Annotated in this window: 21 protein-coding genes; 4 read left to right on the top strand and 17 right to left on the bottom strand. The window is 58.1% G+C overall.

Annotation, left to right across the window (positions count from 1 at the left end; translation table 11 throughout):
- Positions 1 to 11: 11 nt before the first annotated feature.
- Positions 12 to 1,223, bottom strand: a complete 1,212-nt coding sequence (locus tag PJU76_RS01830; RefSeq protein WP_271780244.1) for a hypothetical protein — start codon at positions 1,221 to 1,223, stop codon at positions 12 to 14.
- A 945-nt stretch (positions 1,224 to 2,168) separates the two neighbouring features.
- Between PJU76_RS01830 and htpG the strand changes: the two genes are divergently transcribed.
- From htpG to PJU76_RS01815, 3 genes are all read left to right on the top strand, one after another.
- The gene (gene htpG, locus PJU76_RS01825) at positions 2,169 to 4,058 is read left to right on the top strand and encodes a molecular chaperone HtpG (protein ID WP_271780243.1); all 1,890 of its coding nucleotides are present in this window, start codon (positions 2,169 to 2,171) and stop codon (positions 4,056 to 4,058) included.
- Between the two features lie 246 nt (positions 4,059 to 4,304).
- Positions 4,305 to 4,721 (top strand): SHOCT domain-containing protein, encoded by a 417-nt coding sequence (locus tag PJU76_RS01820; RefSeq protein WP_081258050.1) that lies wholly within the window; start codon positions 4,305 to 4,307, stop codon positions 4,719 to 4,721.
- 371 nt (positions 4,722 to 5,092) lie between these two features.
- Positions 5,093 to 7,537, top strand: coding sequence for a phosphoketolase family protein (locus PJU76_RS01815; protein WP_271780242.1), 2,445 nt, complete (start codon positions 5,093 to 5,095; stop codon positions 7,535 to 7,537).
- A gap of 111 nt (positions 7,538 to 7,648) precedes the next feature.
- Here PJU76_RS01815 and PJU76_RS01810 read toward each other — a convergent pair whose 3' ends face one another.
- The gene (locus tag PJU76_RS01810) at positions 7,649 to 7,954 is read right to left on the bottom strand and encodes an Lpp/OprI family alanine-zipper lipoprotein (RefSeq protein WP_064219185.1); all 306 of its coding nucleotides are present in this window, start codon (positions 7,952 to 7,954) and stop codon (positions 7,649 to 7,651) included.
- Positions 7,955 to 8,356: 402 nt separating this feature from the next.
- Between PJU76_RS01810 and PJU76_RS01805 the strand changes: the two genes are divergently transcribed.
- A complete protein-coding gene (locus PJU76_RS01805) occupies positions 8,357 to 8,929 on the top strand; it encodes an RlpA-like double-psi beta-barrel domain-containing protein (protein ID WP_271780241.1) in 573 nt (190 codons plus the stop codon).
- Between the two features lie 36 nt (positions 8,930 to 8,965).
- Here PJU76_RS01805 and pepP read toward each other — a convergent pair whose 3' ends face one another.
- From pepP to PJU76_RS01730, 15 genes are all read right to left on the bottom strand, one after another.
- Positions 8,966 to 10,309 (bottom strand): Xaa-Pro aminopeptidase, encoded by a 1,344-nt coding sequence (gene pepP, locus PJU76_RS01800; RefSeq protein ID WP_271780240.1) that lies wholly within the window; start codon positions 10,307 to 10,309, stop codon positions 8,966 to 8,968.
- Positions 10,310 to 10,324: 15 nt separating this feature from the next.
- Positions 10,325 to 10,762 carry a DUF4168 domain-containing protein gene (locus PJU76_RS01795; RefSeq protein WP_271780239.1) on the bottom strand — a complete coding sequence of 146 codons (438 nt, stop codon included), beginning with the start codon at positions 10,760 to 10,762 and terminating at the stop codon, positions 10,325 to 10,327.
- 170 nt (positions 10,763 to 10,932) lie between these two features.
- Complete coding sequence (gene radA / locus PJU76_RS01790) at positions 10,933 to 12,291, bottom strand: DNA repair protein RadA (RefSeq protein ID WP_271780238.1); 1,359 nt, start codon at positions 12,289 to 12,291, stop codon at positions 10,933 to 10,935.
- Positions 12,288 to 13,382: an alanine racemase gene (alr, locus tag PJU76_RS01785; protein ID WP_271780237.1), complete on the bottom strand. Its 1,095-nt coding sequence runs from the start codon at positions 13,380 to 13,382 to the stop codon at positions 12,288 to 12,290. Before alr ends, radA begins: the two co-directional genes overlap by 4 nt.
- 59 nt (positions 13,383 to 13,441) lie before the next feature.
- Complete coding sequence (dnaB, locus tag PJU76_RS01780) at positions 13,442 to 14,815, bottom strand: replicative DNA helicase (RefSeq protein ID WP_271780236.1); 1,374 nt, start codon at positions 14,813 to 14,815, stop codon at positions 13,442 to 13,444.
- Between the two features lie 25 nt (positions 14,816 to 14,840).
- Positions 14,841 to 15,287 (bottom strand): 50S ribosomal protein L9, encoded by a 447-nt coding sequence (gene rplI / locus PJU76_RS01775; RefSeq protein ID WP_271780235.1) that lies wholly within the window; start codon positions 15,285 to 15,287, stop codon positions 14,841 to 14,843.
- Between the two features lie 37 nt (positions 15,288 to 15,324).
- On the bottom strand, positions 15,325 to 16,242 hold the full coding sequence (locus tag PJU76_RS01770; protein ID WP_271780234.1) for a DUF2232 domain-containing protein: 918 nt from the start codon (positions 16,240 to 16,242) through the stop codon (positions 15,325 to 15,327).
- A 15-nt stretch (positions 16,243 to 16,257) separates the two neighbouring features.
- Positions 16,258 to 16,536, bottom strand: a complete 279-nt coding sequence (gene rpsR, locus PJU76_RS01765) for a 30S ribosomal protein S18 (protein WP_014027827.1) — start codon at positions 16,534 to 16,536, stop codon at positions 16,258 to 16,260.
- A 15-nt stretch (positions 16,537 to 16,551) separates the two neighbouring features.
- Positions 16,552 to 16,956 carry a 30S ribosomal protein S6 gene (gene rpsF / locus PJU76_RS01760; RefSeq protein WP_271780233.1) on the bottom strand — a complete coding sequence of 135 codons (405 nt, stop codon included), beginning with the start codon at positions 16,954 to 16,956 and terminating at the stop codon, positions 16,552 to 16,554.
- A gap of 124 nt (positions 16,957 to 17,080) precedes the next feature.
- Positions 17,081 to 18,145 (bottom strand): beta-N-acetylhexosaminidase, encoded by a 1,065-nt coding sequence (gene nagZ / locus PJU76_RS01755; protein WP_271780232.1) that lies wholly within the window; start codon positions 18,143 to 18,145, stop codon positions 17,081 to 17,083.
- The gene (locus tag PJU76_RS01750) at positions 18,129 to 20,258 is read right to left on the bottom strand and encodes an APC family permease (protein ID WP_271780231.1); all 2,130 of its coding nucleotides are present in this window, start codon (positions 20,256 to 20,258) and stop codon (positions 18,129 to 18,131) included. The genes nagZ and PJU76_RS01750 overlap by 17 nt, the downstream gene beginning before the upstream one ends.
- Positions 20,259 to 20,777: a L,D-transpeptidase gene (locus PJU76_RS01745; protein ID WP_271780230.1), complete on the bottom strand. Its 519-nt coding sequence runs from the start codon at positions 20,775 to 20,777 to the stop codon at positions 20,259 to 20,261.
- Position 20,778: 1 nt separating this feature from the next.
- A complete protein-coding gene (gene rlmD, locus PJU76_RS01740) occupies positions 20,779 to 22,101 on the bottom strand; it encodes a 23S rRNA (uracil(1939)-C(5))-methyltransferase RlmD (RefSeq protein ID WP_271780229.1) in 1,323 nt (440 codons plus the stop codon).
- Positions 22,076 to 22,909: a 3'-5' exonuclease gene (locus PJU76_RS01735; RefSeq protein ID WP_271780228.1), complete on the bottom strand. Its 834-nt coding sequence runs from the start codon at positions 22,907 to 22,909 to the stop codon at positions 22,076 to 22,078. Before PJU76_RS01735 ends, rlmD begins: the two co-directional genes overlap by 26 nt.
- Entirely contained in the window at positions 22,894 to 23,577 is a 684-nt protein-coding gene (locus PJU76_RS01730; protein ID WP_271780227.1) for a DUF1318 domain-containing protein, read from the bottom strand. Before PJU76_RS01730 ends, PJU76_RS01735 begins: the two co-directional genes overlap by 16 nt.
- Position 23,578: the final 1 nt, after the last annotated feature.

Here is a 23,578-nt window from a genome sequence, read left to right as displayed (position 1 = left end):
CCGCCACCGCTTCAACCATCATCCAACATCGCATTCTGTGCCTCACAAACCAATGACCGCATCCACTCAGATGACTTCGCCCACGCTTTTTCCGGAACATATACCGAGGCGGTCTCCCGCACCTTGTGCGCCACAGCCATGAATTCCCGGCCTTGGGATCCAGATAGAAAATCGAAAACCCAGTGCTGCCCCAGCAGTCGGCCGGACGCCAGCAAACGTCGCCGCAGACCGCTGCCCGCGTTGGCAGAGAGCAGCACGGAAAAGAGGGCCAACAGCGTAGCGGCATATTCATCTCGCATGCCTTCGCCGTGGGCGATGCGCAAATAGTCCACATAGACCGTCAACCGCATGGGGCGGGATTCCATCTCCCGACGTAAGTGCTCCATCACGGATTCGATTTTCCAGTGATCCACCACGGCGGCCGAGTCGTCCAGATAGGATTCACCGCAAAGAATGCCGAAGATGCCCGCTTCATGACGGCTGATCGTGTCATCGTAATCCTTACCGCTAGTGGCGACAACCAGTGCAAAGCCTTGTTCCTCCTCGCCACCAGGCGAACTCATGTCCGCGGCAAACCCACCGCCCGCCTTTGCAGGGAGCGTCTCAAGCCTGTCGGCTGCAAGCCTGCCCGCATCGTTCCGATTGCGTTTCCAAAGGTCCGCCTTGCGCTGGCCAGGCGTTTTTTCGGTGTCCACCACCTTCTGCGCAATGCTGATGATCCGGCTTTCTTCGACCTCTACCGCTTCGGCTATCCCGATCAGATCGAAATTACTGGGGTCGCGCATGAGGCCGAAAACCGCCATGTCCTGCAGGAATGCCTGATCCGCATTCTGGCCGATGAGCTTTTCCATCATCCGATAAAACGCCTCGAAGTCCATGGCTTTGGCCGCACAATCCAGATATTTGCGGGCTGTCGCCTGCAAGGCAACCTCGTTTCCTGAACCCGTGCCATTATTACCGATCCACCACTCGTAGATCTGCATGGCGTCGTGCCACTTGCCGTAAGTCCAGTACACGTCCGCCTCGCCCAGCAAATCATCGGTGGCCAAATTGTCCACTTCCTGATTTTTGGGGTTGGCACCCTGCAAGGGCAGTGCGATAGCGACTTGCGGGTTGGCATAAATGCGGGCTGGAGACTGATCCGCCTTGGTGTTGCCTCTCGCCGCCTGCAGGGCTGTAGCGGCCAATGGCACGCTGCCAAACTTCAAACCGAAAAGTTTCACCCGCTGCACTCCAGGTTGCCAGCAGACGACGAAATGGCTTGACACCTCTCGGGATGCTCCCGGCAAGGGCAGCCTGCAAGGGACAGGGAGAGCGCAGATTGACAGATACCTCTCATAGATCCTCTCTGCTTACCGGTGGAATGCGCTTTGCCTTTACTACGGCACAATTCGCGTGTATTTCCGTCGCAGCAGCATCACCCTTTTGCACAAGGGCGTTTCGTGCATGCGCCGCACGAAGCTGGGCCATGCCAAATCCGCGCGCAGCAGGAAGAACCGAGATGAAGACATCCGCGCCAGATCAAACGCATAATGGCAATGGCCCATTTCGTGGGTCCAGATATGGCTAAAACGCGTGCCAAAATCTTCCAAAGACGGTGAGATCAGGCGTTGTTTTTATTGAATTTATTTCGTGTCCGTCTTAGGAGGAACTTCATTGCATCATATTGTTTTTTAATGGTTCTATATCAGATTGTGATTCCGGTTGTCGCGGGTTCGAACCCCGTCAGCCACCCCATATTTTCAATCAGTTAAAAAATCATATAGTGTCGCCATTCTAAAATGGGCACCGCCTCTCTCGGGTCAGAACTACGGGAGCAGGACCGGTCTTGGCCTGCGTGATCTGTATCCCCTGCCCTGTTCAGATCGGACAAGCGCAACTTGAAGAGATCAGCCCGGCGCTTGGCCTCTTTCGACCAATTTCCGAAACGCTGTTTCAGCGTATTGCGGCTGAGTCCGCCAGCTTGATGGCGTCACCAATGGGATGCGTCCGCGCTCGACCTTACTTCTCCAAGCGGCGAACCTGCTCAGCCGGTAACCGCATGCGCCTGGTTTGGATGAGGCACCAGCGGCCTTGATTTTTCCTTTGGCAAACACCACTTTCAGCCTGCTTACATTCAACCGTTCGCTCTCTGCGCGAACCCAGTTAATTCAGGAGAGATAGAGATAATGGCCGCCAGCAAGGAAACCATGCAATTTCAAACCGAGATCAATCAGCTATTGCAGTTGATGATCCATTCGCTTTACTCCAACAAAGAGATCTTTCTGCGCGAGTTGATCTCCAATGCCTCTGACGCCTGCGACAAGCTACGTTTCGAGGCATTGGCCGACCCCGCCCTCTTAACAGGTGACAGCGAGCTCAAGGTTGAGGTGGACTTCGATCCCGAGGTTGGCACCATTACCGTGCGCGACAACGGTATTGGCATGAACCGCGACGAGGTCATTGCTAATATCGGCACTATCGCCAAATCCGGAACGCGGGAGTTCTTTGAACGCCTCAGCGGCGATCAGACCAAAGACGCCAAGTTGATCGGCCAGTTCGGAGTAGGTTTTTATTCGGCATTCATCGTTGCGGATCGCGTCAGCCTGAACACGCGTCGCGCCGGCATGGAGGCCGAGCACGGTGTTCGCTGGGAGTCGGACGGTACTGGAAGCTACACCCTGGAAACCCTGAATCTGCCCGCGCGCGGTACCGAAATCGTCTTGCACCTGCGCGAGGAAGAACGCCAGGACCTGCTCAGCGCCTGGCGCCTACGCGGCATCATCAACAAGTATTCGGATCACATACCCCTGTCGATCCGTATGCGCAAAATGGGCGAAGACGGCAAGCCTGGTGACGAATGGGAAACGGTCAATAAGGCCTCCGCTCTCTGGCAACGGTCCAAGTCCGAGATCAGCGACGACGAGTACAAGGAGTTTTATCGCTACGTCAGCCACGACTATGGCGACCCTCTGAGCTGGAGCCACAACCATGTTGAAGGACGACTGGAATACACCTCCTTACTCTTCATTCCTGCCAAGGCACCCTTTGATCTCTGGGATCACAACCATTCCCACGGTATCAAACTCTATGTGCAGCGCGTCTTCATCATGGACGATGCCGAGCAACTCCTTCCCCGCTACCTGCGCTTTGTGCGCGGTGTGATCGATTCCAACGATTTGCCTCTTAACGTTTCCCGCGAGATTTTGCAGGGTAACCGAGTCATTGATCAGATGCGCTCCGGTTCGGTGAAACGAATACTGAGTCTCCTCGAGGAAATGGCCGGGAAAGAACCCGAAAAATATCAGACGTTTTGGAATGAATTCGGACGGGCACTCAAGGAAGGACCTGGCGAGGATTACGGCAACCGCGAACAGATCGCCAAGCTGCTACGCTTCGCCAGCACCCACACGGACACGGAAACACAAAATGTATCGCTGGCCGATTACCTGGCACGAATGGCCGAGGGTCAAGACAAAATTTACTACATCACTGCGGACTCCTTCCTTGCCGCCAAGAACAGTCCACAGTTGGAGTTGCTGCGCAAAAAAGGCATTGAGGTATTGCTGCTCAGCGATCGCGTAGATGAATGGCTGACCAGCCATCTACCCGAATTTGAGGGTAAGGCATTGGCATCCGTCGCCAAAGGTGCGCTTGACCTGGGCGCCATCGAAACCGAGGAAGAACGCAAATCGCAGGCAGAAACCGAAAAGGGTGCGGAGGGTTTGGTGGAACGCATCAAAAACGCCTTGGGCGAGCGGGTGGAGGCTGTGCGCGTCTCCCATCGTCTGACCAGTTCTCCGGCCTGTATCGTCCTGGGCGAGCGGGACATGGCCCTGTACATGCAGCAATTGCTCAAGCAGGCCGGCCACGAAATTTCCAGCACCAAGCCTGTCCTGGAAATCAACCCCACCCATCCCATGCTGGTACGCATAGAAGGCGAAAAAGACGATATTCGCTTCGCCGAATGGTCAGCCCTGCTGCTGGATCAGGCGATTCTGGCCGAGGGAGGGCAATTGGAAGACCCTGCCGGTTTCGTCGCCCGCATCAATCAGTTGATGCTTGCGCTGGCAAGCTGAAAGACTGAGCTTACTTCACCTGCCCCGGACCGGAATCGAACTCACTCGAGTCGAGCGGCCACACCACCCATGCGGTTCCCGATGACGTTACGGGTCCGCACGGCGGTGCCGTAGGTCGTATCGCCTCGGCGGCATCAAAAGTTTCTATTGGCGGCCCCCGGCGCACGCCACAACCATGGCAGCAAAGCCGGACTATACTTGCACTAGGGGGTAGCATTCCGACATTCCACGACGGGGGATCGATTGATGAACAGCATGGATGCATCACAGCGAAGAAAGGGAATCCGGATAGCCACCAATGTGAGCTTTCTGGTAGTGATGGCGCCTGTTTTGGCTTTGGCACAGACAGCTACCGCCACCGTGCCAGACACGGCGGTAGATTTCTATCCCGGTCCGAACATGATGGGTGGTTGGGGTCTTGGTATGATGGGCGCTTTCGGACTGTTTTGGGGGTTGCTGTGCCTGCTGGCTCTCGTGGGAATCGTGGGCGGCATTGTGTTTCTGATCCGCGGGGCCTTTGCATGCAAGCATCGACATGGGTGCAAGAGCAGCATGGCCGATAACGAAAGTGGTGTCGCCCTCAAGCTCTTGGATGAGCGCTATGCGCGCGGCGAGATCGAGCGTGATGAATACCTTGAAAAACGCGGCGATCTAGGAAAATGAGCAGGCACAGGGGATGGCGGGCAGCGTTGGTGGTGGGATGGCTCACAGTCCTGAGTGGTTGTGTGGTGGCACCTGGGCCCGCCTATGTGGAGAAGCCGATGTCTGGGGCAATCGTCGTGCCCGGGCCGCCGCCCCCTCTGCCGGTGGTAGTGGTTCCGCCAGCTCCGGCAATGGGCATGGCCTGGGTGCCAGGAGCTTGGGTTTGGAGGGGACAATGGATATGGTGGCCGGGACGCTGGGTCTACCCGCCCCACCCCTACGCCTACTGGGCACCCGGCCGTTGGTGGCACCGGGACGGACATTGGTTCTGGGGCCGGGGCCATTGGCGGCGACGGTAGCAAAGGTTGTTAGACTACGGAGGGCATCCCATCATGCGCACTTCCGCCAAGGCACCGGCGACGGTTTACGAAGACGAAAGCCTCCGTGCCTATGGACCAGCCCGCGCGACCATTCAAGGAACGCCGCTCGCTCCGGATGAGTTGCGCAAAACCGACGCCTACTGGCAAGCCAGTCTCTATCTGTGCCTGGGAATGTTGTACCTCAGGAGCAACCCATTGCTCAGAGAGCCCCTCACACTAGAACATATCAAGCCAAGACTGTTGGGCCACTGGGGATCGGACGCTGGCCAGTGCTTCGCCTATGTTCACTTTAACAGGTTGATCAACAAGTATAATCTGAACGCGACCTACATCTCCGGCCCTGGTCACGGGGCACCGGCGGTACTATCTCAGGCATATCTCGAAGGAACCTACTCCGAGATTTATCCCGACATACGTGAAGATCTGGTAGGCATGCAGCGCTTCTTCAAGCAGTTTTCCTTCCCCGGGGGCATCGGTAGCCACGCGACTCCGGAAACACCCGGCAGCATTCATGAGGGCGGCGAACTGGGTTACAGTATTTCTCATGCCTTCGGATCGGTCTTTGACTATCCGGACCTGATCACCCTGGTGATGGTCGGCGATGGCGAGGCGGAGACCGGACCATTGGCCACAAGTTGGCATAGCAACAAATTCCTCAATCCGATTACCGATGGGGCGGTCCTGCCGGTGCTCCATCTCAACGGCTATAAAATCAACAACCCCACCATTCTGGCGCGCGTTAGTCATGCGGAATTGGAGGCGCTATTCGTCGGTTATGGATATACCCCCTACTTCGTGGAGGGTAGCGATCCAGAGAGCATGCATCAGGCGATGGCCGCCACCATGGAACACTGTGTCCTGGAGATTCGCAAGTTCCAGGAAAAGGCCCGGCAGACCGGTGCGGCTTACCGCCCCCGCTGGCCGATGATCATTCTTCGAAGTCCCAAAGGCTGGACAGCCCCCCGGAAGGTGGACGGGCATTATCTGGAAGGTTTCTGGCGAGCCCATCAAATCCCCCTCCCGGACGTGGCCACCAACCCGGCCCATCTGACCCTGTTGGAATCATGGATGCGCAGCTACCAACCGGAAAAGCACTTTGATGAGCAGGGCCGACTGATCCCCGAACTGCAGGCTTTGGCGCCCAAGGGGGGGCGGCGCATGAGTGCCAACCCCGTGGCCAATGGGGGTCTGCTGCGCCGCCCTCTGGACATGCCTGACTTCCGCACGTTCTCCGTGAAGATCGAAAAAGCCGGAGGAATCCTGGCTGGCAACGTGCCCACGCTGGGAAATTTCCTTCGGGAGGTCATGCGGCTGAATATGCAGAACTTCCGCATCTTCGGCCCGGACGAGACCCAATCCAACAAACTCACAGCCCTTTATGAGGTCACCCAAAAAGTCTGGCTCGGGGAATATTTCCCGGAAGATGCCGACGGCGGCGAACTGGCCTTGCAGGGACGGGTCATGGAAATGCTCAGCGAGCATACCATAGAGGGATGGCTGGAGGGTTATCTGCTGAGCGGTCGGCACGGCCTCATCAATAGCTATGAGCCGTTCATCCACATCATTGACTCCATGTTCAACCAGCACGCCAAATGGCTGGAAAAATGTAACGCACTGCCCTGGCGGGCCGATGTGGCGTCACTCAACCTGCTGATGACCGGGCTGGTCTGGCGACAGGATCACAATGGTTTCACGCATCAGGATCCTGGTTTTCTCGATGTGGTGGCTAACAAGAGCCCAAGCGTGGTGCGCATCTATCTTCCGCCGGACGCCAACTGCCTGCTTTCCGTTGCCGATCATTGCCTGAAAAGCGTTAATTACGTCAATGTGATCGTCGCGGACAAGCAAAAGAATCTGCAGTACCTGGACATGGAGGCGGCGGTGGCACACTGCACAAGGGGCGTTGGCATCTGGAACTGGGCGAGCAATGACCAGGGGGTTGAACCTGACGTGGTCATGGTGAGTTGCGGGGACGTACCGACTCTGGAGTCCCTGGCCGCCACCGCCTTACTGCGTCAACACGTGCCCGACATCAAGGTTCGATTCGTGAATGTGGTGGACTTGTTCAAATTGGTACCACATACCGAACACGCACACGGGATGACGGATCGTGAGTTCGAGGCGCTGTTCACTTCCAGCAAGCCGGTGATCTTCAATTTCCACTCTTACCCGTGGCTCATCCACCGATTAACCTACCGGCGACCCGGACAGCATCATATCCATGTGCGTGGTTACAAAGAGAAAGGCAATATCAACACGCCCCTGGAACTCGCGATCTTGAATCAGACGGATCGTTTTAGCCTGGCCATTGACGCCATTGACCGGATACCCCGCCTCTGCGATACGGGGTCCTGTGTGCGAGAAGCACTGCTTGATCAACAGTTCGCCTGTAAGAACCATGCCTACGAATTTGGCGTGGATCGACAGGATATTCAGGATTGGAGGTGGCCGTTTTAGGGAGCACAGCGGACGGAACGAAATTGTCTCCGATCCTATCCGACCCTAAAATGCGAAAGGACCCCATCAATGAATCGACAGGATCCCATCACAAACAACAGGCGCGAAAAATTACTTCATCATCGCCTTCTTGAACATCCGCTCTACCTTCATGTTGGCCTCATCAGCCTTCTGATTGGCGGCGTTGGCTGTGCTCATCGCCTGATCAGCGGTGCTCTGCGCAGCGTTAGCCTTGCTCAGCGCATCTGTCGCAGTGCTCTGCGCGGAATTGGCCTTGGCCAAAGCCTCATTGGCGGTGGACTGTGCGGCGTCAGCCTTGGCAGCAACTTTGTCGAGGTCAGAGGTGGTCGCACAACCGGCCAAGCCCAAGGGCAAAATCAGCGCAGTTACTTTCAGGGCGGTGGTGAACTTGCTCATAGCAGTCTCCTTTGTTGGGTTGAATAACAGGCAGACAAAGCATAGCTAAAAAAACAACAATACGCCAGTCTTTAGTCGTACTTTTTCGACGATAGTCATAACCCGGCTCACTGAGCATCAGCGAACACTCAAGGCCGCCGTTTAAGCCCACGGATACCGGGCACTCAGCAAAAATGCGAAGCCTCTTAAACTATCTGGCCGCATTGGGTCGACTCTCCCACACATAACCAACACACCCCGGCAATGCAAATCAACCAACTGTTTACAAAGCAAAAAATTTATCCCCTTGATTTTTTCCACATTTTTTGTAAAATGCTGTTCCGTTTCATATTTTGAGAATAATCCCAGATGCGTTGAAACTGGGAGAGGTCGCCACAGACCGACTCAGATAAGGAGATAGCCTTGATACAACGATTATCTACCGGGCTGGGTATTGCTCTGTTTGCACTATTATTACCCAACGCTTTGGCGCTCAATTCACCAGACTTGCCGGCTCCGCTGCTGAACAAACTATCGAGAAGCGCAAAAAGCCTTCAGTGGATAGACGGGCAGATGGAAAAAACTACGGACACACAATCAGCTTCCGGGGATGGCTCTGCTCGCAGTGATGGCGCCCTACTCATGCGGCATAAGATGTTTTACCTTCGGCGAGTTACCGCTTATAACGCGCTTCCCGACCAGACCAGTGGAAATCCGGATATCGCTGCCTGCGGCGCCAACCGGCCCAACCAGATTGCCCTGTCACAGGACCTATTTTTCCTGAAGAATGGAGGCAACCGCTGTGGTGAACGCATCAACATCGTGTTACGTTCTGGGCGGGTGATAGATGGTATTGTCTGGGATACCATGAATTCCCGCTATCACATGGCTGCCGACATTCTTATGAGCAGTGTTCGGCGCGCCATGGACTTCGGGGTAAAGCAGGCAAAATTACGTTTCATACATGCGCAGGCACCATCGACCAACGGTCTCTGAACCGATACGAGGTTCTTCTACCTTGGCAAACGATTATCACCCATGATGGCCGGGTCCGGCCGCCATCATCGCCTCCACATCGGCCAAGCCCTTGGGCACCTCGCCTGAAAGGACATCCGGCCCGTTGGCAGTCACCAGCACGTCGTCCTCAATACGAACCCCGATACCACGCCAACGCTCCGGTACCGTTTGATTATCCGGGGAGAAATACAGTCCCGGTTCTACCGTCAGCACCATCCCCGCCGCCAGCTTCCGCCAGGACTGATCTGCGCTGCGATAATGGCCGACATCGTGGACATCCATGCCCAACCAATGTCCTGTCCGGTGCATATAGAAGGCCTTATAACTGCCCTGCTCAATGACTGCGTCACGCTTTCCGGAAAGTATTTTCAAATCCAACAGACCATCCACAAGCACCCGGACGGCCTCGTCATGATAATCGGCAACGGAGCGCCCCACCTGCATGGCCGCGATCGCCGCTTCCTGACTGGCCAGAACGACTTCGTAAATTTCCCGTTGTGCGGGACTGAAAACACCATTGACCGGCAAGGTCCGGGTGATATCGCCAGCATAGGCACCCACCTCTGCACCTGCATCGATCAGTACCAGATCGCCATCACGCAACTCCGCATCGTTTTCAGTGTAGTGCAGAATACAGCCGTTGGCCCCACCACCGACGATACTGGGATAGGCCACGCTGGGCGATCCGAGGCGATGAAAAACGTGCTCAATCTCGGCGGCCAGTTCATACTCCAGCATACCCGGCTGGCACTGACGCATGGCATGACGATGACCGGCGCCACTGATACCCACCGCCGCCCGCAGGATTTCGATCTCCGCGGAATCCTTAAACAACCGCATCTCATGAATCAGTTCAGCAACATCGACCACTTCGAGTGGGTAGCGCACGCCCTGGCGAATTTTGCTCTTGGCGACATTACGCCAGTGCATTACCCGCGCGTCGAAATCCGTGGATTGACCCATGGGATAAAACAATAACTCCCGGTTTTCCAGCAATTGTGGAAGGATATCATTCAGATCATGAATAGAGAGGCAACGGTCGACCCGGCATTGCTCAAGAGCACCCTCCAGCCCAGCACGACGCCCTTCCCAGGTTTCCCGCTCCGAATCGCGCGGACGACAGAACAGGATCTGCTCCCCATCAGCATGCCCTGGAACCAATACCAGCACCGCTTCAGGCTCCACGAAGCCGGTCAGGTACAAGAAGTCGCTGTCGCCGCGAAAGGGATACTGCACATCGCTGTTACGGCTCTTGGGTATGGCGGTGGGTATAATCGCGACACCGGCAGCGGACATTTTTTGCATCAGATGACGGCGGCGAGCAGAATAATCGGGGCGGGGCAAATTGAGTTTGGGCATGGTAGAATAAGACCTTTACTGCATGGCCCCTTCAACCTGTTTGGCAAATGCCGGATCGTCCTGTGTTTGCTTGAGCATGCTGGAGTACTGCTCCACCGTCAAATGATTACTGGCAAGAATACGGTTTACCCTGGTCATGTAAGACTTTTTCAGCTCTTCCCGCTTGGTGGCAGTGATGCCCTTCTGGCTCAGGGCGCTGTGAACCTGTTCGTTGAGTGGCTTGATCCCCTGAACCGCGGCTGCGAAATTCTTTATCTCCGCAGGGCTTGCCACGGCACCCGCAGTCATTGCGGTGCGCACCAATCCTGGCGCCGACATCCCCATGCCGGACGCGAAGGTCACACTGGTCCCCAGACCAAACAGGCTCAAAGCGAACAGAGCGGACCCTACGAATCCATGCCTGGATGAATGAAACACACTCTGCGCGGCAGAGTAAATGGCAGGCTGTTGCATAATAACTCTCCTCTCAGACTATCGGGAAAAATTCAGGAATAGCTTCATATATCAGTAAATTATGCGATTCATTATGCGCACTCCCAAGCCACCCTAACCGCTCCGAAAAGAGATTGCAAGCTACAGCACGCTATCCTGCCGACAGATGCATCGCCGCGGGCGCGCAGGGCTTATCCCCCGTCGAAGGCCGCTGTTATGGCATCGCCAAGACGGGCAGCCGGACGTAACTTGAAAGTAGCAGTACTCGAAATTTTGTCGCCACGCGGAAGAATGGCACCCTTAAAACCCAATTTGATCGCCTCCCGCACCCGCGCTTCAGTGCCCGCCACCGCACGCACCTCTCCCGCCAGACCCAGCTCGCCGAAAACAACCCGGCGCCCCTCCAAAGGTTTATTGCGGAAACTGCTGAGCAGGGCCAGGGCCACCGCCAGATCGGCGGCTGGTTCGTTGACTTTGATTCCACCTGCGATATTCACAAAAACGTCCTGATCAAAAAACATGCTGCCGCCGTGACGGTGCAGGATGGCCAGCAGGAGGGAGAGGCGGTTAGGGTCCAGGCCGATGGCGACCCTGCGGGGGTTAGCCAGCGGACTCGGCGTCACCAGAGCCTGCACTTCCACCAGCAGCGGGCGGGTTCCCTCCTGCGTCGCCAGCACCACGCTCCCTGCTACGGGTCGGTCATGCTGCGACAGAAAGAGCTGCGAAGGGTTGGCAATCTCGCTCAACCCCTCTTCATGCATCTGAAAAACACCCAGTTCATTGGCGGCACCAAAGCGGTTTTTGATGGCACGCACAATCCGGTAGGGGCTACCCGCCTCCCCTTCAAAATAGAGGACCGTATCCACCATGTGTTCCAGCACGCGCGGGCCGGCAATGGCCCCTTCCTTGGTCACATGGCCGACCAGCCAGACCGTGGTGCCCGTAGCTTTGGCGAAACGCACCAGACGGGCCGCGCACTCCCGTACTTGCGCTACCGAGCCAGGGGCCGATTGCAGCGTGTCGGTATAGACGGTCTGGATAGAATCCACCAGCACCAGCGCGGCTCGCTCTGACTGGAGCAGGCCCTCGATCGCTTCAAGATGGTTTTCGGCGACCACCCGTACGGGGCTCTGGCTCAGCCCCAAGCGCTGCGCGCGCAAGGCGACTTGTGCCGCGGACTCCTCGCCGGTGACATAAAGCACCTTACTGGCCTGAGCCAGATGATGGGCGGTCTGAAGCAGCAGGGTGGATTTGCCGATACCCGGTTCCCCACCCAGAAGAATGGCGGCCCCTGGCACCTGCCCGCCGCCCAGCACCCGGTCGAGTTCTGCCAGACCCGTCGTGCTGCGCCCCACATCCGTGATCGGCACCGCGTGCAGAAATTGCGGCGGACTGGCCGTGGCATAGGTGGTTTGGGATTTGGCCCCGGTCTTCTCCATGCGCTGTTCGACGAAGCTGTTCCAGGCGCCACAATCCGGGCAGCGTCCCAGCCATTTGTTGCTGGTACTGCCGCATTCCTGACAGACAAAGAGGGCTTTGTCGCGGCTCATGAGACCAGCTGGCGCGGAACACGCATCTGCATACGGCAACTCAACTCGTAGGAGATCGTATCGAGTCTCGTCGCCAAGGATTCGAGGGCTGGTCCGCCAGCCCCCATAAGCACGACGGAAGCCCCGATTTCCGCCGACACGGTCGTCAAGTCTACAAAAAGCATGTCCATACTCACTCGTGCCAAAGTCCGGGTAGTCTGTCCGGCCACCGTGACCGGCGCCCCCGAACCCAGGTGACGCGGATAACCATCACCGTAGCCCGCCGCCACGACCCCCACCCGGCAGTGGGCAGGAGCCTGCCAGGCTGCACCATAGCCCAGCCAGTCACCGGGGGCGAGCTCGCGGATGGCCACCACCTCGCTGCGCCAGGACAGCACGGGTTGCAAACCGATCTCGGTACCGCTGTGCCCGGCGAAGGGCGAAAGACCGTATAGCATGAGCCCGGGGCGCACCCAGTGCTGATGGGTAAAAGGCAGTGCCAGCACCCCCCCCGAATTGGCCAGGGTGTGCTGACCCGCCGTGCAATGACCAAAGTGCGCAATGGCCTCGGCGAAAACGCCCGCCTGCTGACGACTGAAAGGGTCGTCCGGCGTATCGGAGCGGGCGAGATGACTCATCAGCCCCAGTATCTGCCAGCAGGGATGGCTTTGCAGCCCGGCAAATACTGCCGACAGTTGGTCGGGTGCAAAGCCCAAACGGTGCATACCCGTATCTACTTTAATAAACAACCGCAGCGGCGCGTCAGCGGCATGGGTCGCCAGCCAGAGTAGCTGCCGTTGTTCATGGATAACGAGCAGATAGCCCCGGGCGGCCGCAACGGCGACCTCCTCCGCGTCGAAAGGCCCTCCGAGCAGACAAACCGGTCGTTCCAGACGCAGATCATGAAGGGTTTCCGCCTCTTCCAGAGAAGCCACGGCAAAGGCATCGACACCCGCCTCCGCCAGCACCGGGGCGCAGAGCGCGACATCATGCCCATAGGCATTGGATTTGACCGCCGCCATAACTTGCGCGTGGGGCGCATGCTGGCGTACCACGGCCATATTATGGCACAGCGCAGCAGCAGAAATATCGGCAACGATAGGGCGAGTCATGAGTGCATGATACCGCAAAGCACAGAAAAATCCCCTGACAGAAATCTTCTGGTGAAAAGCTAACGCCCGAAATTATCCCCGGACGGCGCATAATTCTCAAAGCGGGTATATTCACCGAAGAAGCTCATCCGCACGGTCCCGATGGGTCCGTTGCGCTGCTTGCCGATGATCACCTCGGCGATGCCCTTCACCTCTTCCTTGTCCTTGTAGTACACCTCGTCGCGGTAAAGGAACAGAATCAAATCGGCGTCCTGCTCAATAGCACCGGACTCACGCAGATCCGACATCTGCGGACGCTTTTCGGTCCGGTTTTCCAGGCTACGATTGAGCTGTGAGAGGGCAATCACCGGGATGGACAGCTCTTTGGCCAAGGCCTTGAGCGAACGGCTGATCTCGGAAATTTCGGCGACCCGATTGTCACCCCGCCCCGGCACCTGCATGAGTTGCAGATAGTCGACCACAACCAGCGCCAAACCATGCTCTCGCTTCAGTCGGCGCGCCCGCGAACGCAAATCCGTCGGCGTCAGCGCTGCCGAATCATCGGCAAACAACGGCGCATTGCCGAGTTCACCAATGGCATGCGCGATGCGCGGCCAATCATCATTACCCAGGCTGCCATTGCGCAGCCGGTGCTGATCCACCCGCCCTCGCGACGAGAGCGCACGCAAGACGATTTCATCTATCGGCATTTCCATGCTGAAAACCGCCACCGGCTTGCCTTCGTTACAGGCGACATGCTCAGCTATATTCATGGCGAAAGAGGTTTTGCCCATACTGGGACGACCGGCAACGATGATGAGCTGGCCCGGATGCAGGCCGGAGGTTTTCTCGTCCAGATCGGTGAAACCCGTGGACAGGCCTGTGACACCCTTTTTCTCGCGGGCGATGGTCTCGATCCGGTCGATTACCGCCGGAAGCGCATCCTTGAGTTGCCTAAAGCCTTCTCCGGCCCGCTGTTGCCCTTCGGCGAGATGGAAAACCCGGCTTTCCGCCTCGTCCAACAAGGCCTGCGCTTCCCGCCCTTCCGGACGATAGGCCAGTTCGGCGATTTCCCGGCCAACCCGAATAAGATCACGCAAGGTGGCCCGCTCCCGCACGATGCTCGCATAGGCGAGCACATTGGCCGCCGAGGGCGTCTCGTTGGCGAGCATGAGAAGATATTGCACGCCTCCCACATCGGCAAGCTGCTCGTGATCTTGCAACCATTCGGAGACCGTGACGGCGTCTACCGCCCGCCCGGCACCCTGCATGGCAATGATCGCTTGAAAAATCTGGCGATGGCGGCGCTCATAAAAATCTTCGGCCGTCATCGCCTCGGTCACTTGATCCGCGGTATCGGGATCGATCAGCAGGGCACCGATGACCGATTGCTCTGCCTCAATAGAGTGCGGCGGAGCCTTGACCCCGCCGCCATACTCCGCAAACTCGAACATTCCGCCGTCCCTGCCAGTGCCAGGGTCAGGCGCGCTCGACGAATACCATCACGTCCAGATCCACTTCCGGATGCAGGTGCAAGCGCACTGGAAATTCACCTATCCGCTTGATCGGGCCATCCGCCAGGCGGATTTCCGAATGGGCCACTTCATGACCCAGGGCCGCCAGAGCAGCGCTGATATCATGCGAGCCCACCGAGCCAAACAAACGGCCATCCTCGCCCGCTTGCAGGGCGATTTTGACCACGGCTTCCGCCAGTATGGCAGCGCGCTGCTGAGCCGCCTGCAGACGCTCTGACTCGATATGCTCCAAGGCCGCTTTACGCTCGGCAAAGTCTTCCAGATTGCGCTGGTTGGCCATTATGGCTTTTCCCTGCGGCATCAGAAAATTGCGCCCATAGCCCGGCCGCACGTCGACCACATCACCAAGACGCCCCAAATTGTTGATACGTTCCAGCAAAATCACTTTCATTTCCAATTCCTCCAAAAAATTCCCTGCAAAAGCGCCATCAGGGCCGCAAGCCAGTAAGCCGTTGGCGCAGATGAAAAACACGATCCACGACGCCCAGCACAGCGATTACCAGCAAGAGCTGTGAAAGCAGGATCAGTCCGATATAAAAAGCCGTCAGCACGAACAAGGGCCAACCCCTTGACGCAAACCACAGGTGCATAAAACTCAAGCCTTGCAGCAGATACAACCCTCCGACCAAAACGGCAAGATTCTGTACCGGCCATAGCGCATCGCCATGCAGCAGGCTGATACCCAACAATGTCGCGATGAGCAACCAGATCAACCGGTCCGGCAACACCCAGTCCCGAAACACCCGTTGCGGCGCCGGAACGCCCTGGAAACGTTCGCGCCAGCGACTGGCCAGCAACGCCGCCAATGTCCAGAGCAGCGCCATGCCTGCGGCGAGAATCCCTGGCATCAGGCGAGTCATATCACCCAGGACCTGGCGCTGCGTCGCACTTAACTCTTTACGCGCTGGCGCCAGCAAATGTTCCATCTGTGCTTGCCAGAAGGCGGGGCCCATGCCTCGCGGTATGGCCCAAAGCGAGAGCGCCAGCGCCAGGAGAGACAGACCGATAACAACCCACACTACCCCGCCCCACTGCACGTCCCACCGCAAACCTTCTCCCAGCAGCCGCCCCGGCAGCCAGGCCACCAGGGCAAAGGCGACACCATACCACGGGTTCAACGTAAACAGTGCGGAGGCAACCCCGGCAATCAGGAGGACTTCAAAGCTCTCTTTGCGCCCGGCCTGCAGGGTAACCAGCGCCACCAAAGCGACGCAATTGAGCAGTAACGGCGCTGCAAGAAAGGGAACCAGTCCCGCAACACTAAAGAGTACAGCAATACTAATGCTGGCTTGCCAGCGTCCGCTGAGAAACCAGCGCAAGACCCCACCTTCTGTCTGCGCCGCCACCGGAACGCCAGCGCCTTAACGCACGACGTAGGGCAATAACGCCAGAAAACGGGCACGCTTGATCGCTGTAGTCAGCTGTCGCTGATACAGATTGCTGGTTCCGGTAATCCGGCTGGGGACGATTTTACCCGTCTCACCCACATAGGCCTGCAAGGTTTTTAGATCCTTGTAGTCAATCTCCTTGACGCCTTCCGCCTTGAAACGACAAAACTTACGGCGACGGGTAAAGTTACTGCTGCCGCCGCCACGCTTGTCGCCATCACTATCCCGATCTCTGTCTCGATTAAATGCCATCTGAAATCTCCTTGATTAAGCCGTCGCTACGGTTTCGTTATCGCTGTGGTCCGGCTCGCCTTCATCTTCGACAGTCTCTTCACTGCGCTCACGGCGGTCGCTCTCATCGCGGGCCAGAAAGGAAGGGGTGGTAACAGCTTCAGCGCGGGCCAGAATCAGGTGACGCAAAACCGCATCGTTGAAGCGGAACGCATCTTCCAGTTCAGCCAAGGCGGCACCACTGCATTCTACATTCATCAAAACATAATGCGCCTTGTGGGCCTTCTTGATGGGGTAGGCCAACTGCCGACGACCCCAGTCTTCCAGACGATGAAAATGCCCGCCATCGCCCTCTATCATGCCGCGATAGCGCTCAATCATCTGGGGGACCTGCTCACTTTGGTCAGGATGGACCAAAAACACAATTTCGTAATGACGCAAAGGTTGCTCCTTATGGTTCACTGCGGAGTCCGGGCGCCTATCGCCCGAACAAGGAGTAAAAGGTGAGGGCGTATTCTAATACGCGCCGTGGGAAAAACAAGGGGTTAACCTTTTAGTCTGTACATCAGCCAGCAAATCCTGGGGCCAAAGCCCACAATTGCTCGATCTGTCGCAGGCAGCGCGCCCGGTCTGCGACAGACAAAGGTGCTGTTGCAGCGTTGCCGGCGAGTCTCTCCAGGCGATTGCCCGTCGGAAACTCATCCTTGGACTGTAAATGGGCGACTGCCGTTTGCGCGCCCTCCGGATCGTTACAGATCAGCAGCAAGTCCGCGCCTGCCGCCAGTGCCGCATCCACCCGCGCGGCCATATCGCCGACACCATGCGCACCCGCCATGCTGAGGTCGTCGCTGACCACCACACCGGTGAAGCCCATATCTTTGCGGAGGATATCCTGTAACCAGCGCGGCGAGAAACCGGCAGGACGTTCAGCATCCACCTGGGGATAGAGACAGTGCGCCGGCATAATCGCCGGAATCCCCGCGGCAATCAGGGCAGCGAAGGGCTGAAGGTCTTCCTGAATGGCACTGAGCGGACGCTTATCCAAAGGCAAGTCGAGATGAGAATCTGCGGCTACCGCACCATGACCGGGAAAATGCTTGGCGACCCCCTGCAAGCCGGCCCGTACCATGCCTTCCCAGAGCGCTACCGCGATAGCCCCCACCCACTCGGGATCGCGGTGGATGGCGCGGTCGCCAATCACCGCAGAAACGCCGCGATCCAAATCCACACAAGGGGTAAAGTCCATGTCCAGGCCGAGCGCCCGGAGTTCCGTACCGAGCAGAAGTCCCCAGTCCCGTGCCGCCGTCTGCGCCTTTTCCAATCCGTCACGATCCGCCAGACGGCCCAGAGTCGCCATGGGCGGGAAGCGCGTCACTCCGGTACGCAGGCGCTGTACCCGCCCACCCTCCTGATCAATACCGATGAGCAGCGGCGGAGAACGCAGCGCATGCAATTCGCCGCACAGGGCACGCACCTGTTCGGCATCGACGCAGTTGCGGGCAAAAAGGATGACGCCACCCACTGCCGGCTGGCGCAGTAGCGCGCATTCCGCGACAGTGGGCCGTAGCCCGGCAATATCGACCATCAGCGGACCTCGTGCGAGGCGCTGCAACTCAGTCTGTGGCGGCACGGGGGATGGGCTCCTGCGTACCGGCCTGCGCCTTGGCGGCGGCACGGGCCTTGGCTTCCACCTTGTCCACTTCTTCATTCTGCACCAGCTGCATATCCGGTGGCATGGAAATAGGCAGCGCGATCCTCGGCGGCTGGCTGGGAATACCATGCACGTGTACGGGTACGATCATCATGCTGAAACCGTCATGCTGCAGGCGATCCTGAACGATAAAGCTGACTTCATCATGCAGCAATCCGTGGAAGGGTCCCTGCACAGAGGTGTCAATCACCCGCCCGGCAAAGAAGATGCTCTGTGGAAAATAGCGGATAGCAACATTGGCCAATTCCTCCATCGCGAGGATACGGTCGGTGGAGTAAGTGGCGAACCAGGTTGCCGCCATCCCCTCGTTGCGGCAAAAGGCCATATACTGGTTAGCCTCAGTCTCTACATATACCTTCAGGTCTTCCAGTGCCTTGATACCTTTAAATTCTCCCTGACCTACGATACCCGCCAGCAGGAACACATAGTTCTTGACGAAGCCACTGACCATGCGGTGCGCAGTCAGCAAGGTATGCAGCCCCAAACCATCAAAACGGCTGACAAAAAATACGGCCGTGGCGCCACGCGGATCCAGAGGCAGGTTAGGGCCGGACTCCAGATGGTCAGGCACCACATCCAGCATAGTTTCGTCCAGTTCGGTGGTGATTTTACTGATACTTTTGTAATGGCGATAGATCAGATATCCGAGACCCACCACAATCGCGGTGACCAGCAGAGTGAACCAGCCGCCCGCATCGAATTTCTCGAAAATGGTGATGGCGAGAATGGATGCCGTGACCATAAAGCCCAGGACACTGACGGCAAAGCGGCCCCGCCAGTTTGACTCTTGATGCCGCTGGCCAAACCAGTGCCGACTCAATCCCGCCATGGTCAGGGTAAAGGTGATGAACACATTGATGCTGTACAGAACCACCAGAATGCTGACATGTCCGCCCGTCGCGAGGAGGATGGCAATAGCCGAAAAACCAATGAGCAACACGCCATTACGCGACACGAAACGATCTGATAGGTAAGAAAACCGCTCTGGCAACCAACGATCGACAGCCATATTCGCCATGACGATAGGCGCCGTGATAATACCCGTGTTGGCGGCGATGAAGAGGAGCAGGCCTTCGCTGATCAGGGTAAGCAGTGCCGCCGCCGGACCGAGGTATACACCATCCACGGTCCATCCCTGGGTAATCGCGCCGTAGAGCACGGCATTCAGCGTTTGCCCCTGTTGGCCATGCACATGATACATCAGATACAGAAAAATCAGGCTGCCCGCGATCAGAGACAGGGACGTCGCCAGCAGGGTCATCGTCCGCTGCCCTGTCTGCACACGCGGCTCACGCATGATATGCACGCCATTGGCTACCGCTTCCAAACCCGTATAGGTACCACCACCCAGGCTGAAAGCCCGCAATATCAGCGCCACAATAAAGATCCAGCCGTACTGCATACTGTCATGCTGAACACCGACGACCGTATTGCGGGCGATAGCTGGCATATCTCCCATGTGAGCCAGCAGTCCCCAGCCAAGCAGTATGACGTGGGTGAAGACGAAAGCCATAAAAATCGGCAACAAAATCTTGATGGATTCCTTCATACCGCGCAAATTGATGAAGATCAGGAACAGCAACACGGCGGCATCCAAGGGAATGCGCTCGCTGTACCAGGAGGAAGGCATGGTACTCAGCAACGCCTCGGTACCCGATGCCACGGAGATCGCTGCCGTTAAAATGTAATCGACGACCAAAGCGGCGCCGCTCACCAGGCCTGCTATCGGCCCTAACAGGGTGGATGCGGTGTGATAACCACCCCCACCATCGGGAAAAAGAGCAATGACTTGTTTGTAACCTGCCGAGATGACAAACACCGAGAGCGGGATGCCGATGGCCAGAAAAACGACCAGATACTCATGCCCCTGCAGGGCATCGTAGATTTCCGGAGGACCATAGGCGGAGGAAGACAGCGCATCGGAACCCAGACCGACCCAGGCCAGAAAGGCCGCGAGCGAAAGGTTCTCGAAGAGTTTGGGATTGAAAACGTTTACGGCGCGACGAAAACGGGGTAAGCGGATCCAGGCCATTCAGTACTTCCTAGCGGGGGAACGCAGCGGTGGCTGCAGGCCGATAAAAACAGGGGTGTTTACAGGACATGCCGCAAAGAGCATGTACACCGCGTCCGGCGCCATCCGCACGCAGCCTGCCGATACCGGCTGGCCGAGATGATCCACATCGGCGGTGCCGTGGATGTAGATATAACGGCGGAAGGTATCCTGAAAACCACCACGATTAAAACCGTTTTCGCTGCCGGAGAGCCAAAGAATGCGGCCGAGAATCCAGTCTTGCCGCGGCTGACCCGCCGCCCACTCCGCGCTGTAACAAGCACCGGTCCAACGCCTGCCGCGCAGGATGGCCGTCGTGGGCAGACCTTCACCGATACGTGCGCGCACTACATGCCATCCGCGCGGCGTGCAGCCACTGTCACGCCGTTCACCAAGTCCGTTACGAGCCGTGGATATGACATACGCCGAGCGCGGCTCAGCACCGCTCATCTCGCGCAACCGCTGGGCGGAGACATCCACCCAGAGCCAACGTGGGGGCATTTCAGCGCTCAAAGAGAGCGATGGATTCGACATGGGCGGTATGGGGAAACATGTTGACGACGCCAGCCGCTTGCAGATGATAGCCGCGTTCGTGTACCAGGTACGCCGCATCACGGGCCAGGGTCGCCGGATTGCAGGAGACATACACCAGGCGACGGACGCCGGGGGTCAGGCTGCGCAGTACTTCGATAGCGCCACTGCGGGGCGGATCGATGAGCATTTTGTCGATGGCGCCAGCCGGAGCAAAATCTTCCATCTGCGCCTGGGTGAGATCGGCTACGGCATATCGGGCTTTATCCGCCAGGCCATTGGCGGCGGCGTTCTCGGTGGCTAGCGCGACCAAGCGGGCATCCCCTTCGATGCCAAGCACCCGCGCTCCCAGTCGGGCAATAGGCAGGGTGAAATTCCCGAGTCCGCAGAAGAGATCCAGGATCTGCTCTCCCGGTTGCGGCTGCAGCAGCGCCATGGCGCGGCGCACCATCACCTGATTCACCGCCTGATTGACCTGAGTGAAGACCAGCGGATCAAAACGCAGGCACAACTGATAATCCGGCAGATCGTAACGAAGGGGTTCCGGCTGCTCCGGCCATAAAGGATGCAGGGTGTCCGGCCCGCGCGGCTGCAGCCATATCTGCAGGTCGTGTTGCGCACCGAAAGCACGCAAGTGCTGCAGATCGCTTTCCATCAGCGGCCGCATGTGACGAAACACCAGAGCGACGGCATCCGGCGTGGCGGCCACTTCGATCTGCGGAAAATCCTGGGGCGATTGCATCTGCCCGATCAGCGCCCGCAGGGGCAAAATGCGTTGCCCTATGCGCGGATCAAGGGTCAGACATTGCCCCATATCCACGACATAACTGCTGTTGCGTTCGCGGAAACCGACCAGTGCGCCCCGGGTTTTTGGCGTCCGCACCGAGAGTCGCGCCTTGCTGCGATAGCCCAGGCCCGGGCCATGAATGGGGGGCAGGACGCGTCCGGGGCGGACCTTGCCGATGCGCCAGAGATTATCTTCCAATTGCCTTTGCTTGATGGCCACCTGCGCCGCTGGCTCCAGATGCTGCAGGCTACACCCCCCGCAGACGCCAAAGTGCGGACAAGGCGGCGACACCCGCAGGGAGGATGCCTTGACCACCTGCAACAACTCGGCACGATCAAAGCTCTTGTGGTCCTGAGTACGCCGTGCCCAAACCCGCTCACCGGGCAACGCCCCATCGACAAAAAGCACCTTACCCCCCACACGGGCAATCCCGCGCCCCTCGGCATCCAGACTTTCGATAATCACCTGCTCAGGCTGAGCGTTATGAATGGGCTTGGGACGCGACATGCAGATTCTCTGGCCACAAGGTAAGAAATTCCTGGACGTGGGCCTCGTCCCGGTTTTGCAAGTAAGACCGCAACTGCGTCTGGCAGGCATCATAAGCCGATTTGTCGAGATGCCCACGGGTCAATTCAAAACGCAGATGGACCAGAGCCGTGTTCAGCACATCGACTTCGCAGTAGTGGCGGATGCCCGCCAGTTCCCCGGCCTGATAATTGGTCCAGACCTCCGCGCCGCTCATCCCCAGCTTGCCGGGCAGCCCCAACAACAACGCCACGTCCTGAAGACGGGCGACATTGCGCATCTGATAAGCAGAGAGGATATCCATGAGGTCGAGATGGCGCTCGTGGTAACGGCTGGTGTAATTATTCCAGCGATAACCCTGATCGGTCTGTCCCTGCTCCCAGTAGCGGGCCGCAGGGATGCCGTGGAGCAGGGCGCGGTAATGCAGTACCGGGAGGTCAAAGGCCGCGCCATTCCAGGAAACCAGTTGCGGGGCATGGCGCTGGATGAACTGAAAGAAGGCAGCGACGAGAGTGGCTTCGTCATCGTCCGCCTTGCCGAAGCTATTGAGCTTGACCTGCTCGCCCTGCCACCAGAGGGCAGAGATGGCAACGACCCGATGCAAATAAGGGCGCAGAAACTCCGTCGCGCCCTGGGTTTCGATGCGACGCTGGTGCTGCAGCAATTCCGCCACGCCCGCGTCATCCCCCAACTCAATGCCATGCACCCGCCGCCCGCCGGCAACGTCGGGCACTGTCTCGATGTCAAAAACCAGAATATTCTGCAAAATGATGACTATTTCTTCTGCCACTGACCACTGGGCGACTGGTACCAGTATCCTGCGGGTGCCTTGTTGATCCAGGCCTGGGCAAAGGTCTGCTGAATTTGCCCCGCCCACTCGGGATGACCATTGGCATCAGCGATCTGCTGATAGAGATTACTGAGCGCCTGATTATAGCTGCTTACCAGCCCATTGAGCGGAGCCCGCTGCGGCAGCGACACGGCTGCCGCATCATGGATCGTCACCTGACCATTGGCCGTGTAACCCACCGCGCCGCTGACAAAGTAAGGATGCATTTGCGTCGCCAGTGCCTCCACCTGCGCCCGTGCCGATTGCACCCCGGGACTGGAGGCATCGAGGTTCGCGGCGGCCTCCGCCGTGCCGCTGATGGCCGAGAAGCCCATGGCCAGCAGGTAGCTGGCCGCATGGTAGGGGGACGCCATGCTCAGGGAATCCGTAGCCGGGGCAGCGGATCGGGCCGGCGCTGTCGGTGCCGATACTGCCGGAGCGACCGGGGCCCGCAAGGCACCCTTGGCAGCGGCCTTATACACCTCACCGACCACCTGATCCGCCAGTTTCTGGGCCGCCGCAGCCGGAAAGTAAATGTTGACGGTCACGCAAGCGGACAGCGCCATAAGCAATCCCAGGGCCAGCACACCGCGCCAGCCCTGCGTTTTCAGCCAACCCTGCTTTGTCATT

The organism is Acidithiobacillus ferriphilus (assembly GCF_028215975.1).
Lineage (GTDB): Bacteria > Pseudomonadota > Gammaproteobacteria > Acidithiobacillales > Acidithiobacillaceae > Acidithiobacillus > Acidithiobacillus ferriphilus.
This window is presented reverse-complemented; position numbering and strand designations above follow the sequence as displayed.

Bases quoted from the DNA above. Each gene is read 5' to 3' on its own strand.
- htpG (WP_271780243.1), top strand. From the start codon at position 2,169: ATGGCCGCCAGCAAGGAAACCATGCAATTTCAAACCGAGATCAATCAG.
- PJU76_RS01820 (WP_081258050.1), top strand. From the start codon at position 4,305: ATGAACAGCATGGATGCATCACAGCGAAGAAAGGGAATCCGGATAGCC.
- PJU76_RS01815 (WP_271780242.1), top strand. From the start codon at position 5,093: ATGCGCACTTCCGCCAAGGCACCGGCGACGGTTTACGAAGACGAAAGC.
- PJU76_RS01810 (WP_064219185.1), bottom strand. From the start codon at position 7,954: ATGAGCAAGTTCACCACCGCCCTGAAAGTAACTGCGCTGATTTTGCCC.
- pepP (WP_271780240.1), bottom strand. From the start codon at position 10,309: ATGCCCAAACTCAATTTGCCCCGCCCCGATTATTCTGCTCGCCGCCGT.
- PJU76_RS01795 (WP_271780239.1), bottom strand. From the start codon at position 10,762: ATGCAACAGCCTGCCATTTACTCTGCCGCGCAGAGTGTGTTTCATTCA.
- radA (WP_271780238.1), bottom strand. From the start codon at position 12,291: ATGAGCCGCGACAAAGCCCTCTTTGTCTGTCAGGAATGCGGCAGTACC.
- alr (WP_271780237.1), bottom strand. From the start codon at position 13,382: ATGACTCGCCCTATCGTTGCCGATATTTCTGCTGCTGCGCTGTGCCAT.
- dnaB (WP_271780236.1), bottom strand. From the start codon at position 14,815: ATGTTCGAGTTTGCGGAGTATGGCGGCGGGGTCAAGGCTCCGCCGCAC.
- rplI (WP_271780235.1), bottom strand. From the start codon at position 15,287: ATGAAAGTGATTTTGCTGGAACGTATCAACAATTTGGGGCGTCTTGGT.
- rpsR (WP_014027827.1), bottom strand. From the start codon at position 16,536: ATGGCATTTAATCGAGACAGAGATCGGGATAGTGATGGCGACAAGCGT.
- PJU76_RS01750 (WP_271780231.1), bottom strand. From the start codon at position 20,258: ATGGCCTGGATCCGCTTACCCCGTTTTCGTCGCGCCGTAAACGTTTTC.
- PJU76_RS01745 (WP_271780230.1), bottom strand. From the start codon at position 20,777: ATGCCCCCACGTTGGCTCTGGGTGGATGTCTCCGCCCAGCGGTTGCGC.
- rlmD (WP_271780229.1), bottom strand. From the start codon at position 22,101: ATGTCGCGTCCCAAGCCCATTCATAACGCTCAGCCTGAGCAGGTGATT.
- PJU76_RS01730 (WP_271780227.1), bottom strand. From the start codon at position 23,577: ATGACAAAGCAGGGTTGGCTGAAAACGCAGGGCTGGCGCGGTGTGCTG.